General features: G+C 46.1%; 14 protein-coding genes. 3 read left to right on the top strand and 11 right to left on the bottom strand.

Going from position 1 to position 14,632, the window contains the following annotated elements; translation table 11 throughout:
* Positions 1 to 15: 15 nt before the first annotated feature.
* The 4 genes from argS to speE form a co-directional block, all read right to left on the bottom strand.
* Positions 16 to 1,683 carry an arginine--tRNA ligase gene (gene argS, locus BK139_RS04235; RefSeq protein WP_076257055.1) on the bottom strand — a complete coding sequence of 556 codons (1,668 nt, stop codon included), beginning with the start codon at positions 1,681 to 1,683 and terminating at the stop codon, positions 16 to 18.
* Positions 1,670 to 2,122, bottom strand: a complete 453-nt coding sequence (locus tag BK139_RS04230) for a YwiB family protein (protein WP_076257053.1) — start codon at positions 2,120 to 2,122, stop codon at positions 1,670 to 1,672. The genes argS and BK139_RS04230 overlap by 14 nt, the downstream gene beginning before the upstream one ends.
* Positions 2,123 to 2,557: 435 nt before the next feature.
* Positions 2,558 to 3,436 (bottom strand): agmatinase, encoded by an 879-nt coding sequence (gene speB, locus BK139_RS04225; protein WP_076257277.1) that lies wholly within the window; start codon positions 3,434 to 3,436, stop codon positions 2,558 to 2,560.
* A 60-nt stretch (positions 3,437 to 3,496) separates the two neighbouring features.
* Positions 3,497 to 4,324 (bottom strand): spermidine synthase, encoded by an 828-nt coding sequence (speE, locus tag BK139_RS04220; protein ID WP_009332318.1) that lies wholly within the window; start codon positions 4,322 to 4,324, stop codon positions 3,497 to 3,499.
* Between the two features lie 258 nt (positions 4,325 to 4,582).
* On the opposite strand from speE, the gene BK139_RS04215 reads away from it, so the two are divergent.
* Positions 4,583 to 6,646: a transglycosylase domain-containing protein gene (locus BK139_RS04215; protein WP_076257051.1), complete on the top strand. Its 2,064-nt coding sequence runs from the start codon at positions 4,583 to 4,585 to the stop codon at positions 6,644 to 6,646.
* Between the two features lie 224 nt (positions 6,647 to 6,870).
* On the opposite strand, the gene BK139_RS04210 is transcribed toward BK139_RS04215, so the two are convergent.
* Positions 6,871 to 7,383 (bottom strand): YwhD family protein, encoded by a 513-nt coding sequence (locus tag BK139_RS04210; protein WP_076257049.1) that lies wholly within the window; start codon positions 7,381 to 7,383, stop codon positions 6,871 to 6,873.
* A 37-nt stretch (positions 7,384 to 7,420) separates the two neighbouring features.
* Complete coding sequence (locus BK139_RS04205; protein ID WP_048009457.1) at positions 7,421 to 8,080, bottom strand: site-2 protease family protein; 660 nt, start codon at positions 8,078 to 8,080, stop codon at positions 7,421 to 7,423.
* A gap of 182 nt (positions 8,081 to 8,262) precedes the next feature.
* Between BK139_RS04205 and BK139_RS04200 the strand changes: the two genes are divergently transcribed.
* On the top strand, positions 8,263 to 8,448 hold the full coding sequence (locus BK139_RS04200) for a 2-hydroxymuconate tautomerase (RefSeq protein WP_009332324.1): 186 nt from the start codon (positions 8,263 to 8,265) through the stop codon (positions 8,446 to 8,448).
* 198 nt (positions 8,449 to 8,646) lie between these two features.
* On the opposite strand, the gene BK139_RS04195 is transcribed toward BK139_RS04200, so the two are convergent.
* The 3 genes from BK139_RS04195 to BK139_RS04185 form a co-directional block, all read right to left on the bottom strand.
* On the bottom strand, positions 8,647 to 9,156 hold the full coding sequence (locus BK139_RS04195; RefSeq protein WP_076257047.1) for a YwgA family protein: 510 nt from the start codon (positions 9,154 to 9,156) through the stop codon (positions 8,647 to 8,649).
* Positions 9,157 to 9,197: 41 nt separating this feature from the next.
* Positions 9,198 to 10,499 carry an HD domain-containing protein gene (locus BK139_RS04190; RefSeq protein ID WP_048009459.1) on the bottom strand — a complete coding sequence of 434 codons (1,302 nt, stop codon included), beginning with the start codon at positions 10,497 to 10,499 and terminating at the stop codon, positions 9,198 to 9,200.
* 283 nt (positions 10,500 to 10,782) lie between these two features.
* Entirely contained in the window at positions 10,783 to 11,007 is a 225-nt protein-coding gene (locus BK139_RS04185; RefSeq protein WP_048009460.1) for a YuzB family protein, read from the bottom strand.
* Positions 11,008 to 11,364: 357 nt separating this feature from the next.
* Between BK139_RS04185 and BK139_RS04180 the strand changes: the two genes are divergently transcribed.
* Positions 11,365 to 12,117, top strand: a complete 753-nt coding sequence (locus BK139_RS04180; protein ID WP_076257046.1) for an RsfA family transcriptional regulator — start codon at positions 11,365 to 11,367, stop codon at positions 12,115 to 12,117.
* 326 nt (positions 12,118 to 12,443) lie between these two features.
* Here BK139_RS04180 and lipL read toward each other — a convergent pair whose 3' ends face one another.
* Both lipL and pta read right to left on the bottom strand, forming a co-directional pair.
* On the bottom strand, positions 12,444 to 13,286 hold the full coding sequence (gene lipL, locus BK139_RS04175) for an octanoyl-[GcvH]:protein N-octanoyltransferase (RefSeq protein WP_076257044.1): 843 nt from the start codon (positions 13,284 to 13,286) through the stop codon (positions 12,444 to 12,446).
* A gap of 185 nt (positions 13,287 to 13,471) precedes the next feature.
* Complete coding sequence (gene pta / locus BK139_RS04170; RefSeq protein WP_076257042.1) at positions 13,472 to 14,449, bottom strand: phosphate acetyltransferase; 978 nt, start codon at positions 14,447 to 14,449, stop codon at positions 13,472 to 13,474.
* Between the last annotated feature and the right edge of the window lie 183 nt (positions 14,450 to 14,632).

Genomic DNA, 14,632 nt, shown 5'->3' with positions numbered 1-14,632 from the left:
TGCCAGCTTCCATCATTACATTTTTTCCGGAGCAGATACGCCGATTAATTTCAGTGAGTTCTTTAAAGTAGTCTGAACCGCTTTGATCAGTGCCAGACGGGCTTTCGTTCTTTCCGGATTTTCCGCATCCAATACTTTTTCAGCATTATAGAAGCTGTGGAAAGAGGAAGCCAGTTCATAAATATAGTTCGTAATTCTGTGCGGCATGCGCTTTTGCGCTGCTTCGCCGACAGCCTGCGGGAATTCGCCGATTTTCTTCAGAACGTCGATTTCCTTTTCCGCAGAAATCAGGGAGTAATCTGCCGCTTCAGCAGACATGCCCTGTTCTTCACCCTGGCGCAGAATGCTGGAAATACGCGCATGTGCATACTGTGCATAGTAAACAGGGTTTTCATTGGATTGGGATACAGCCAGATCAAGGTCGAAATCAAGATGTGTATCCGCACTTCTCATCGCGAAGAAATAGCGTGTTGCGTCCAGTCCTACTTCTTCTACAAGGTCACGCATTGTTACAGCTTTGCCGGTACGTTTGCTCATCTTCATTTTTTCGCCGTTTTTGTACAGATGTACAAGCTGGATGATCTCGACTTCAAGAGCATCACGGTCATAACCAAGAGCCTGGATGGCCGCCTTCATGCGCGGAATGTAGCCATGGTGGTCAGCGCCCCAAATGTTGATCAGCTTTTCAAAGCCTCTTTCAAGTTTGTCTTTATGGTAAGCGATATCTGGAGTCAGATACGTGTAAGAGCCGTCATTTTTAATAAGGACACGGTCTTTGTCATCACCGAAAGTGGTGGAACGGAACCATGTTGCGCCCTCTTCCTCGTAAATGTGGCCGTTATCCTTTAATGCCTGAAGAGCTGTGTCGATTTTGCCATTATGATAAAGGGATGTTTCCGAATACCAGACATCGAATGGAACGCGGAAATCTTCAAGATCCTGCTTAAGCTTCGCCATTTCATATTTCAAGCCGTATTCACGGAAAAAGTCAAAACGCTCTTTTTCATCCGCATTTACATATTTATCGCCGTGCTCCTCAGCGAGCTTTTTGCCGATGCCGATGATGTCTTCGCCATGATAGCCGTCAGCAGGCATTTCTTTTTCTAAGCCAAGAGCCTGAAAATAACGGGCTTCAACTGATAGAGCCAGATTGTTGATCTGGTTTCCGGCATCATTGATATAGTACTCACGGGACACATCGTAGCCGGCTTTGTCTAAAATGTTGCATAGAGAGTCGCCGACAGCTGCTCCGCGGGCATGTCCAAGATGCAGGTCCCCTGTCGGGTTAGCGGAAACAAACTCCACCTGGATCTTCTGATTGTTGCCAACTGTTGTTTCTCCATACTGATCTCCTGCTTCCAGAACGGCCGGAATCAGGTCAGTCAGATAAGAATTATTCATGTAAAAATTGATAAAGCCAGGTCCGGCAATTTCAATTTTTTCAATGGAAGCTTTTGAGCTGTCAAAAGAAGCAATAAGCTCTTCTGCAATCATTCTTGGCGCCTTTTTGGCCACTCGCGCCAGCTGCATCGCCATATTCGTGGAATAATCGCCATGCGACTTTTCCTTCGGGATTTCAAGAATCACATCGGGAATCTGCTCTTCCGCTGCCAAACCGGCTTTTACAACCGCATCCTTAATTTCCTGCTTTAATTTGCCTTGCACCTGTTCAACTATGTTCATTGTTCTCCTCCTCAAACGTAATCGCCAAATGGTATGTACCTGCCTGGGATCCCTGCATTTTCAGGTCGTATAAAATATCAATCGAACCTTCGCCGGAGTCGCCATCATATTGATGGGCCAACCGCTTGGTCACCGTACCCATCTCAAACACTCCATACGGCGTCTCGTAGCTGCCGCGGAGCTTTTTATTCATTCTGAAAGGGAGCCTCATTTTCACGGCGCCGCTTCGTAAAATCAGCCCGTCTGCATCGGACATTTTTATAATCGTCTTAACTGTTCCCTCTTCCATCACTTCATCATACTGAAGGAAACGGGCGGAATCTTTTATATAGTATCGGCCAAAAGCAGTCAATTCAAAAGTCTCTTTGCTGCCTCCACTGCGAATATCTGTCTTCACATTAATCTTCACAGGCATTTGTTCCGCTGAGCGACTGGACAACGGCAACACATCCTTTTCATCATATATAACTATATAAGTATAAATATTTGATGGGGAAAGTGCAAGGAGCTGGTGACAGTTTGAAAAGCGGAAGCGCCTGGCCCACCCCCGACAAGCACAAGACGAGCCTCACGGAAAGGCGTCCTTTGCCTTTTTGGGAGGATTGTCTGAAAAGTGAAGGCGACTGTCCAGGGACGACAAGCATAAGACGAGCCCTGCAAGAAGGTGTTCTTTCCTTCTGGAAGGGATCGGCTTATGTCTCGAGTCCCTAGGAGCCGCAACTAGACAAGCTTGTGACCTCGAGGGGGTAGGCGCTCCTCCTAAAAACTAACGCTTTTAGTCGTGCGATGATGATGCTGTCGAAGCGTTCCTTGTGGAGCTAGACAGGCACCCCCCGAAATTTGCCGAATAAAAAAACGGAGACCGAGGTCCCCGTTATTTTTTATTCACCCATCCAAGAATCATTTCCCGGATCAGTTTGCTGGCTGTGTTGGCCGTTTGTTCAGATGGGTCATAAATTGGCGCCACCTCGACAAGGTCGGCTCCAACAACGTTAACATCTGAATGGGCAATTTCATGAATAGAAGCAAGAAGCTCTCTTGAAGTGATGCCGCCTGCATCGACTGTGCCTGTTCCCGGCGCATGGGCAGGGTCTAAAACATCAATATCAATCGTTACATAGACCGGACGGCCGGCAAGCTTCGGAAGAATCTCCTTCAATGGCTGGTGCACTTCGAATTTCGAGATGTGCATGCCGACTTCCTTCGCCCATTGGAATTCTTCTTTCATGCCGGAACGGATGCCAAAAGAATAGACATTGCCTGGCCCAATCAGGTCAGCTGCTTTGCGGATTGGAGTTGAGTGGGATAATGGCTCCCCTTCATAATCCACCCGAAGATCCGTATGGGCATCCATGTGGATAATCGCCAGATCCGGATATTTCTTGTACATCGCTTTGATGACAGGCCAGGAAACCAGATGCTCTCCTCCCATGCCAAGCGGGAATTTACCCTCAGCCAGAAGCTGATCAATAAACTCTTCAATCATATCGATGCTTTTCTGCGGATTTCCGAATGGCAGCGGAATATCGCCGGCATCATAATATTTTACCTCTTCCAGCTCACGGTCCAGGTACGGGCTGTACTCTTCAAGCCCGATGGACACTTCGCGGATGCGGGCAGGGCCGAAACGGGATCCCGGACGATAGCTGACTGTCCAGTCCATCGGCATTCCATAAATGACTGCTTCACTTTCCTCATAACTAGGATGGCTTTTAATAAACACATTGCCTGAATAGGCTTCATCAAAACGCACCAAGGTCATCCCTCACTTTTTCTGTATTCAGGAAGGCTGCTCTGAATAGCAGCCTGTCCATTACTTCACTAAGTCTGCAACAAATTTAGGCAAAACAAATGCCGCTTTATGCAATTCTTTAGTATAGTATTTTGTTTCAATCTCATGGAAGCGATCTTCGCTTACTTCTAATGGATCGTATTTTTTAGATCCGATTGTGAATGCCCACATGCCGCTTGGGTAAGTAGGGATATTCGCAGTGTAAAGACGAGTGATTGGGAAAATTTCTTTCACATCGCGCTGTACGTTGCGGATAAGGTCCGCTTTGAACCAAGGGTTGTCAGACTGGGCCACAAAGATGCCGTCTTCTTTTAAGGCTTTAGAGATTCCAGCATAGAAGCCTTTTGTGAATAGATTTACCGCAGGTCCTACCGGCTCAGTTGAGTCAACCATGATTACATCATACTCATTTTCGCTTTCAGCAATGTGCATGAAGCCATCGCCCACCTGTACATCTACGCGCGGGTCATCAAGCTTGCCTGCAATCTCAGGAAGGAATTTCTTTGAGTATTCAATTACCTTTCCGTCGATATCTACAAGAGTCGCCTTTTTCACGCTTGGGTGCTTAAGGACTTCACGGATAACGCCGCCGTCCCCTCCGCCTACTACAAGAACGTTTTCAGGGTTTGGATGTGTGAACAAAGGAATGTGCGCAACCATCTCATGGTACACAAACTCATCCTTGATTGAAGTCATAACCATGTCATCAAGAAGCAGCATATTGCCCCACTCTTCTGTTTCCACCATATCTAGCTTCTGGAATTCTGTCTGTTCTGTATGTAAAGTACGCTTCACCTTCATCGTAATGCCAAAGTTCTCTGTTTGTTTCTCTGTAAACCAAAGTCCCATTCTTTAATCATTCCTTCCATAAAAAAATGAATTATCACTAAAGAGCAGCAAAAAGCATTTTCATCTTTTATACTTCCCTAACATGCAAATAACAAACACAGAAAAAGTATAGATGAATCTAGCAAAATTGCAAGAAAAATTTCGCTTTTTAATAGAGAAGATGTTTAAAATCGGACTCTTTTTTCAATACTAAAGTTATGTACTTATGTTTATTTTATTTTTCGCATTGCACTTAGAAAGATTCAGGGGGTGCCACACTTGGAGTTAATGACCGATCAGCGTTTCAGAAAAACAATGAAATATTTGCGTGCATTTCTCATTATTAGCTTAATAGGAATGGCTTTAGCCGCTGTGATGATTGGGGGCATTCTGGTATATGCCAAAATCCTGGGACCGCCGCCGCTCGCTGTTCCGCAGTCGACTTTATTTTTCTCTGAGGATGGCACGGTGATTGGAGAAAGCCACAACGGGCAAAAGCGCTACTGGGCACCTCTTGATGATATCAGCCCGCATCTGGTTGATGCGACGGTTTCGATTGAGGATAAAAATTTCTTCGATCACAATGGCTTTGATTATAAAAGAATTGCCGGTGCCGCGCTCGCTGACCTCAAAGCAATGGCTAAGGTTCAGGGGGCCAGCACCATCAGCCAGCAGTATGCCCGCAACCTGTTTCTCGAGCACGAAAAAACCTGGAAGCGGAAGCTGCTTGAAGCTTTTTATACCATAAGGCTTGAGATGAATTATACGAAGAAGGAAATCCTTGAAGGCTATTTAAATACGATTTATTACGGCAATGGAGCTTATGGCGCACAGGCAGCAAGCCAGTTTTATTTTGGGAAGGATGCCAGTGATCTTACATTGGCTGAGGCGTCCATTTTATCCGGAATCCCTAAGGGTCCTGGCATTTATTCGCCATTTGCATCAGCGGAAAAAGCAGAACAGCGGCAGAGGGTGATTCTGCAGACGATGGTGAAGAATGGGATGGTCAGCCAAAAGGAGGCGGATCTTGCTGCGGCAGAGGAGCTTGAGCTGGTCGGAGAGCACATGCACCCGAGAGCGAAAACAGCCCCCTATTTCCAGGATGCGGTCCGCAATGCTCTTAAAACGCAGCTGAAGCTGGATGACCGGACCATTGAATTGGGCGGATTGAAGGTTTATACCACTTTGGATCTGAAGGAACAGGAAATCGCGGAAGAAACAGTAGATAAGATGATTTCACAAGACTCGGAGATTCAGGTCGGAGTTGTGGCCATGAATCCGAAAAACGGCTACGTCAAGGCGATGGTCGGCGGCCGGGATTATGAGGAGAGTCCCTTTAACCGGGCAGTCCAGGCCGTCAGGCAGCCGGGATCGACGATCAAGCCGCTGCTTTATTACGCAGCATTGGAGCAGGGATTCACCCCATCCACTCCAATCCGAAGCGAGCAGACGACATTCCGCTTCGAAGACGGCACACCGGACTATACGCCGCATAACTTCAACAGCAAATATGCGGATGACGATATTACCATGGCCCAGGCCCTGGCTTTATCTGACAATGTGTATGCAGTGAAGACCCACTTATTTTTAGGAGAAGAGACGCTTGTCAATACAGCTAAGAAATTTGGCATCACTTCTAAAATGGCGAAGGTTCCTTCTTTGGCACTCGGCACATCGGGTATGAGAGTCATTGAGCTGGCTAATGCCTACAGCATGTTTGCCAACGGCGGGAAGAAGGTATCGCCGGTGCTGATTAAGCGAGTGGAAAATCATAAAGGCGAAGTCATTTACGAGCAGAAGCCATTCCAGATGAAGGTTCTGAAGCCTGATCTCGCCTTCGTCATGACACATATGATGACTGGAATCTTTGACCGGAAGCTGAACGGCTATGCCCAGGTAACCGGCAGCACCGTTATCAATGATATGACCCGCCCATATGCAGGCAAGTCGGGCTCAACCGAAACGGACAGCTGGATGGCAGGCTTTACACCTCAGCTGGTTACCGCAGTATGGACCGGCTATGATAAAGGCCAGGTCATTACAAAAACCGTTGAAAAAACGTATGCCAAGAACATTTGGATCCGGTTCATGGAAGAAGCCCATAAAGGGAAGCCGGCCAAGGAATTCAAGGCACCTAAAGGTACAGCCGGCGTCTACATCGACCCGGCCAACGGAAAAATAGCCGGGGAAAACTGCCCCGTCAAGCGCCTTACCTACTTCGCAGAAGGCACAGAACCTGCGGAATACTGTACAGACCACCTGAACCACAAAAAAGAGGAAAAACCAGAGCAGCCTGAAAAGAAGCCGGAGACACCTTGGTATAAGAAACTGTTCCGGTGGTGACAGGTACCTATACCACTTCCTTCAACTGGTATAGGTACCTGTCACCTTAATGAATAAAAAATGAAAAACCCCGGGGTCCGAATCCCGGGGTTTTTCGTGTCCTAGTGCTATACTGTGCCTTCACACTGTTAATTAGTTTACTTTTTTTACGGGAATTGTACAAGTAGTTAGAAAATCACGTCAAAAAAATGTCACAATTTCGTCACAAAATTAGACTTTTTTTTCTAAATGGCTTGTAAATCTGTTTTTAGCTGTTCCGCCGACCTTTCCCACATGCCTGCGTCATGGTTTTTCAGGAAATCGGCCAGCACTTTCTTGGACTTCTCGTCCATATGATCCACGATGATATGTCTTTTAATCGATTTATCCATGCGGTTCACATGCTCGGGAAGCGATTTATAGCCCCGGCGAATCTCCCTGTCGACCGTCATTTCGCAGGCCGTAACGCCTGCATAGTAGGCGCCTCCCTCTTTGCGGTCAATGGTAATCCAAATCAGCCAGTACGGTTTTCCGTTGGGCACTTCCTCTTTGCTTTTCAAAAACTTGATGCCTTTTTCCACTGGACTGCGCGCATGCATGGCACCCACTTCAATAGACGCCTCCCCGGCATCCACATCAATGATGACCGGTGTCACATTATCAAGGCTCAGGGTACCGACCCCGAATCCGCCATGTCCATCTGTCGGGTCGCTCTTGATAATATTAAAATCGACTTTCTTTTTCTTTTTTTCTTCCATCTTCACGTCCTCCTATGCAAGTACTGGGTTCTTATTATTATGTCATAAATAATTCATAGAAAAAATCATTTAGGCCGCTCGCGAGAACCGGCAATACGGTGTTAAATATCGGCTGGATGGTGTATTGATCCAGCGGGGTAATGACAAGAATCAGGAAAATTACGGAGCCATATGCCTCAAACCGGGTCATTTTCGGGCGAATATGGGCCGGCGCCAAATCCTCAATAATTCTGTAGCCATCGAGCGGCGGAAACGGCAGCAGGTTGAATACAAACAGCACTAAATTCAGCTGAATAAAGATATTCAGGAAATCTGCCACAAACGCTGGAAACGAAGCTGCGAGTCCGGTTCCGGCAAGGGCATACCAGATGAAAAAGCCCAGAACAGCCATCACCAGATTGGATATCGGCCCCGCAATGGAGACAGAGATCCCGGCAAGCCTCGGATTTTTGAAAAAGAAGCGGTTGACCGGTACAGGCCTGGCCCATCCGAAACCTGCAATAAAAATCAGGATCGTCCCAATCGGATCCAGATGCTGCATGGGATTTAACGTTAACCTTCCCTGGTTTTTTGCAGTGGAATCCCCAAACTTATAAGCCATATAGGCGTGGGCAAATTCATGAACCGTAAAGGCAATCATCAATGTTACCGCCACATAGGGAATCTCCCTGAGAGAAAACGCCAAAAATTGTTCCAAAAGCCAAAACTCCCTCTCCTGCCGGCTAAATGCCAGGCTTTATTTATACATACTATGTAGGAAAAGCCGCTGCTATTTACCTAAAAGTATACATGAACGCCTGGTCAAAGGGAATCAGGCTTGCACATTGCAGGAAAAAGTGGAAAAATACAAACAAGCATACATAATGAGGAGGAAAAGAAATGCCATATGTAACCGTAAAAATGCTTGAAGGCCGTACTGAGGAACAGAAAAAAGCGCTCGCTGAAAAAGTAACAGCGGCCGTCAGTGAAACAACTGGAGCACCAGAAGACAAAATCGTCGTATTTATCGAAGAAATGTCCAAAAATCACTATGCTGTCGGCGGAAAACGCTTAAGCGACCAGTAGAATTGCGTAAAAAGAGGCAGTTTCCTATAACAGAGACTGCCTTTTTCTATGAGTTTTTGCATCATGAGCGGTTTTATTTGCGCATAGCACGGTTTTACTTTCGCATAAAAATTTTTCTGTGCGGTCAGCCCAATTTCAGCGCGCATAAAACTATTTATGTGCGGTAAGACTTTTTCAGCAAAAAACAAAGCCGGGCGCTCAATGCAGCCCGGCTTTTTCTCTTAAGCTTTCAATATATTGATACGCCTGTTCCACTTCTTCATCCGTGTAGCGCTGTTTGCTTTTCAGGGTAAAGACTTTTTCTTTCACTTCTTCCTTAGGCAGGTCATTGAAATAAAGGACCGTTGAGACGAGTTCAAGGAATCTGGCATTCTGGCCGTTCATATCGAGCAGGCAGTCCTGGAGGCTCGGCATCTCGACTGCGTTGATGCCCAAAAATTCCTTGCCGGTTTCAGTAAGGGTATAGCGATACTGATAGTAGCCGCCCTTTTTTTCCTTTACTTCGTTTAAGAATCCCATGTTGCAAAGTTCTTCGACCCTTAGTGTCAATTCTTCCGAATATGGCCCATAAAAGTGAAATTGAAATCTTTCCTGAAAGGGAAAGGCGATGTTCTTGGCGATATAAATCATTTTCTGCAGCTTTTTCCGTCCCACGATTTCTTCAGAGACTGCAATGGCGTGCATTAGTTTGGCGTGATCCTTTAACAAAGCTCTTCATCTCCTACTCCGTTTTTTCCCGTATCTATGTTTTAGTCGATTTCCAGCAGCATTTTAATCTGCTTTTTAATGTTTGGCTTTTTGCTGTCGTCTGCAATAAAATCAGCCGGAAAGTACAGCTTATGATCCGTTCGGCGTTTCCCGGAAATGGCATCTACAATCTCAGATTCACGGGAAAGCTCGCGGATATCCCCATTTTTCAGCAGCAGATGAATCGGCAGTCTTTCTTCTTCCTCGCCCGGACGGTAAAAATCATAAGGCAAATCCGATGAAGAATCGACAACCAGGTAATATTCAGGATCCATGCCTGCCTTTTTAAACAATGCAGACAACTCTGCCAGCTTCTTGTATTCTTTCGCCGGGTCGAATTCGACGTATTTATATAAATTCCTGTCCATAAAGCGGCAGCAGAGATCCTTCAGAATCGGATCTTCTTCCTCCTGCCACATCTGAAAATAATAAAGAATAATAGCTTCATCAAGCTTTATATAATCCTCAAGAGTGATTTCTCCATTGAATAAAGAATAAAAATGGATCGGATCATATTTAAATTTGTATTTCTGTTCATGCAGATCTTTTGCGCGATGCAGGATTTTCGTCAAGATGACCTCTGCACTCCGGGTTACCGGATGGAAATACACCTGCCAATACATTTGATAGCGGCTCATTATGTAATCCTCAACAGCATGCATCCCGCTCTGCTTGATCACGACCTGGTCTTCCCGCGGCCTCATGACGCGCAGAATCCGCTCCATGTCAAAATGGCCATAGCTGACACCGGTAAAATAAGCGTCCCGCTGCAGATAATCCATCCGGTCCGCATCAATCTGGCTGGAAATCAGGCTGACGACCAGCTTATTCTTAGACGTTTTGGCAATCACATCCGCCACTTTCTGCGGAAAATCGGCACTTACCCTTGTAAGGACATGATGAACCTCGGTGTCTCCGAGAATGATCGCCCTCGTATAATGTTCATGATCCAGGTCGAATACTTTTTCAAAAGAGTGCGAGAACGGACCGTGCCCCAAATCGTGGAGAAGTGCCGCGCATAAAGTCAGGATACGGTCTTCTTCATCCCATTCCGGCCTTCCCAAAAAGACATCGTCGGAAATGCGGCGCACAATCTCGTAAACTCCGAGCGAGTGATTAAAGCGGCTATGCTCAGCACCATGGAAGGTTAAATAAGTTGTCCCGAGCTGCTTAATTCTTCTGAGGCGCTGGAACTCTTTTGTCCCGATTAAATCCCAGATGACTCTGTCCCTGACGTGTATGTACCGATGAACGGGATCTTTGAATACTTTTTCCTCATTTAACTTTTCCGCTGAATATGCCATTCCGTACCCTCCGCTTTTCCTGTTTCCACGCACTCCGAACCTGTTGTTTCCCATTTTCTGGCGTAAACTTATTATATCCCGATTATAGTGTCAATTCATCACAAAATTCACCGTTTTTCATGGCTGTTCGACAGAAACCGCGATACATCAATCATCTGGCCAAGAAATATTTTTCGACTTTTCTAAAAACAATATTGCCTCCTAAGTCTATTTACCAATCAGGATTAAATCATAAACTCAGGCAAAAAATAAAATCACCTCAGAACAGGAGTCAGGGTGATCTTTATTTTTTCAGCTTTTTATTAATTTTCTCCATCAATTCCTCTTCCGTCAGTGCGGCAAGGGGACGGTTATTGACGAAAGCAAATGTTTTTTTGCGGCCTGGTCCGCAATAGGACTGGCAGCCGACGTCAATTTTTGCTTCTGGATCTATTTCTTTTAATCGCGGTACCAATGTCTTCAGATTTACTGCCTGACAATCGTCGCAAACACGGAATTCGTTTGCCATCTTCGTACAACCCTTTCTGCGGTCAATCTTTTATATAATCCCGGCGCTATTTGGCCTGAGTATCTTCTTCGTTAAAGCATGTCCGCTGCACGGCATTCCTATTCAAAGTAAAGGACTGCCCTGCCCAACTGCTACAGGCTATTTTAAAACTAATCGATCTTCATTGCAAGCTGTAATCATTAACTTGAGTGGTGAATCTTAGTAAACTTCACAAAACTGCCATACGTATCTAGCGAAAATAAAAATTTTTAAAATAATCTACTATCCTTTTAATCACCTTTGTATAAAATCTGCAAGGTTTGTCCATCCTTTAACTAAGGCAACAGCAAAAAGTAATATTTAGGGAGTTGAGGTTATATGAAAATACGTCAGGACGCTTGGACAGATGAAAACGATTTATTGCTGGCAGAGACCGTTTTGCGGCATGTGAGGGAAGGCAGCACACAGTTAAACGCATTTGAGGAAGTTGGGGACAAGCTGAACCGCACCTCGGCGGCATGCGGATTCCGCTGGAACGCTGTGGTGAGGCATCAATATGAAAAAGCGCTAGGGCTGGCCAAAAAACAGCGCAAGCAGAGACAAAGAATGCTAGGAAAGGATCAGGGCGGCAAGAAGAAACTCTTATACTCTCCGCCAGTTCCGACGATGCAGGAGGTCTCAGCAGCGCCAGTTCAGACAAATGCGATCGTACCGCCGTCACCGGCAGACTTTTACGAGGAGCGCACAGAGGATGAAGCAATTGTGCAGACAGAAACGGTTCCATCCTACACCTATTCAGAGCCGGTTTACACGGCACCTGCACAGCTGGATATGGATACCGTTATCGCATACTTGCAAACATTGAATCATTCGGGTATTCAGGTTGATATACTAAAGAATGAGAATGAAAGATTAAAGCGCGAAAATGCGGATCTCAGAAGCCAAAATGAAGAGCTTGAGAGCAAAATCGGCAAGCTGGAGCAGAATACGGTAACCATTCAGGAAGATTACGAGACACTGATGAAAATCATGAACAGAGCCCGCAATTTTGTTCTGTTTGATGAAGAAGAAAGGCCGGCATCCAAGTTTAAAATGGACCGCAACGGCAATTTGGAGAGAGTCGCGGAATAAGAAAAGCGGAAGCGCCTTGCTCACGAAGGAACGCAGACTAAGTACGCCACGTCCTGCGGCAACGCCTGCATGACCCACATCCTGTGGGCCTCAAGCATAAGACGAGCCCTGTAAGAAGGTGCTCTTTCCTTCTGGAAGGGATTGGCTTATGTCTCGAGTCCCTAGGAGCCGCAACTAGACAAGCTTATGACCTCGAGGGGGTAGGCGCTGGAGCTAGACAGTTATCAAAGTTCAAAACTCTTTCCGGCATCGGGAGCAGGAGAAAATGGCAGCAATTCCTTTCAAGGAGGGCCGCAGATCGATATCGACTGCGGCTCTTCTTTTATTTATTCGCTGCCAAGCACTTTCTCATTCCGATCCATTACACGGCGGGAATAGCCCTCAAACAGGCCTGCCTCCTCATTTGTCAGCTGCCCTGCATAAAGGCGGCCGGATTTCTTTTTCAAGGATTGGAGAAAGCGGAGCATCACATCCTGAACCGTCAGCTCTGTCCCCAGCAATTCCGACAGTGATGCCATGACAGCCGGCTGAATTTCAGGGTATTGGAATTTCGTCTGTTCTTCTTTTTTAGCAAGAGAGTAGAATTTGCCAATCAGATCGGCACGCTCACTTCCGCTTCCATCCACACACAGATAGATTTGCACAGCTACGCCATTGCGGAGGCGCCTCTGCGAAATGCCTGCAAACTTCTGTCCCCCGATGCTTAAATCATAGCTTCCTGGGCAATAGGAGCCGACAATTTCCCGGGCTTCTATTTCTTTATGAAAATCGGAAAACATCTCCTGGATGAGCATCCACATCGCATCATAGCCGCGGTTGATATCAATTCCCTTTTCCCTTTCAGGAAAAATCAGCGAAATATTCAGGACCCCCTGATCCAGGACAACGGCCAGGCCGCCGGAGTTTCGGACAATCACTTCATACCCCCGGCTTTTTAGAAAGTGAATGCCGTCATTCAAAAAAGGCAGCTTCGTATCCTGGATGCCGAGCACGATCGTATTGTGATGCACCCATGTCCTCGCAGTGGCAGGCGCCGCACCGGCTCCGACAGAAGCACAGAGCGTATCATCCATTCCGAATGAGTGCAGGGCATTTAAGTGGATTCCCGCAGCAGACTGGTCAATAACCCGCCAGTCTTCCTGAAAAAGCAAATCTTGTTGCGAATTCATCTTTATTTGATCCCCTTTTGCCGATATTTAGAGTTAATCGGCAGAAATTATCTATTAAGTATCCATTCCAAAGTTAAATCAGCTAGTTTATCGGCCTAAACTACAGTTTTATCGGCCACTGGCCATATCCAGATACATTATAGCAAAAAAGCCAGTCACAAGGGACCGGCTTCTAAACTGCTGTATTATTGATTTAAAGCCTGAGCTGCTGTAATTAAAGCAAGCTTATAGACATCTTCCTCGTTGCAGCCGCGGGACAGGTCATTAACCGGGCGGTTCAAGCCTTGAAGAATTGGTCCCACTGCCTCGAAGTTTCCAAGGCGCTGGGCAATTTTGTAGCCGATGTTGCCGGCTTCCAGGCTAGGGAAAACAAATACATTCGCATCACCCTGAATTGGTGAATCCGGAGCTTTTTTCTCTGCTACAGATGGAACAAATGCCGCATCAAACTGGAATTCCCCATCTATGATCAATAGCGGATCACGAATCTTAGCTGCTTCAAGTGCTGCTGAAACCTTTTCCGTTTCCGGAGACTTGGCAGAGCCCTTTGTGGAGAAGCTGAGCATTGCTACACGCGGTTCGATATCGAACATCCTGGCTGTCTTGGCACTTTCAATCGCAATTTCCGCCAAGTCCTGGCTGTCAGGTGAGATGTTGATGGCACAATCGGCAAAAACATATTTCTCATCGTCACGGACCATGATGAAGACACCTGATGTTTTGCGCACGCCTTCTTTCGTTTTAATAATTTGCAGTGCCGGGCGCACTGTATCAGCTGTTGAATGCGCTGCACCGCTCACTAGGCCGTCTGCTTTGTTCGCATAGACAAGCATGGTACCGAAATAGTTTTCATCCAGAAGGATTCTGCGCGCATCTTCTTCTGTCGCTTTGCCTTTGCGTCTTTCAATAAATGCAGCCACAAGCTCATCCATCATTAAAAAGTTGCTTGGGTCATAAATTTCAGCTGAATCCAGGCTGATATCCATGTCTTTTGCTTTCGCTTCAATTTCCGCGATGTTTCCGATCAGGATTGGAGTGATGATTTTTTCTGCAGCCAATCTGCCGGCAGCCGCTAAAATACGCTCATCCTGTCCTTCCGGAAAAACGATTCGTAAATTCTGTCCTGTTACTTTTTCTTTCAATACTGTGAATAAGTCACTCATGCTAATTCCTCCTACGGCCATAATTTTTCCGTACAAATTAATAGAAATTCTCCTATATACTCCCTTAGAATACTCTTCATCCTAAGAATTTCAAGGAGTTCACCCGCTGTTAGCGTTTCCAAATAAAATGTTTTTGTTTTCGGTAAATTTCCAATAATAAATAACCTTCTGCTGGCGCATCTT

The organism is Paenibacillus sp. FSL R5-0490, assembly GCF_001956215.1.
In the GTDB taxonomy this organism is placed as follows: Bacteria; Bacillota; Bacilli; order Bacillales; family Cytobacillaceae; genus Cytobacillus.
This window is presented reverse-complemented; position numbering and strand designations above follow the sequence as displayed.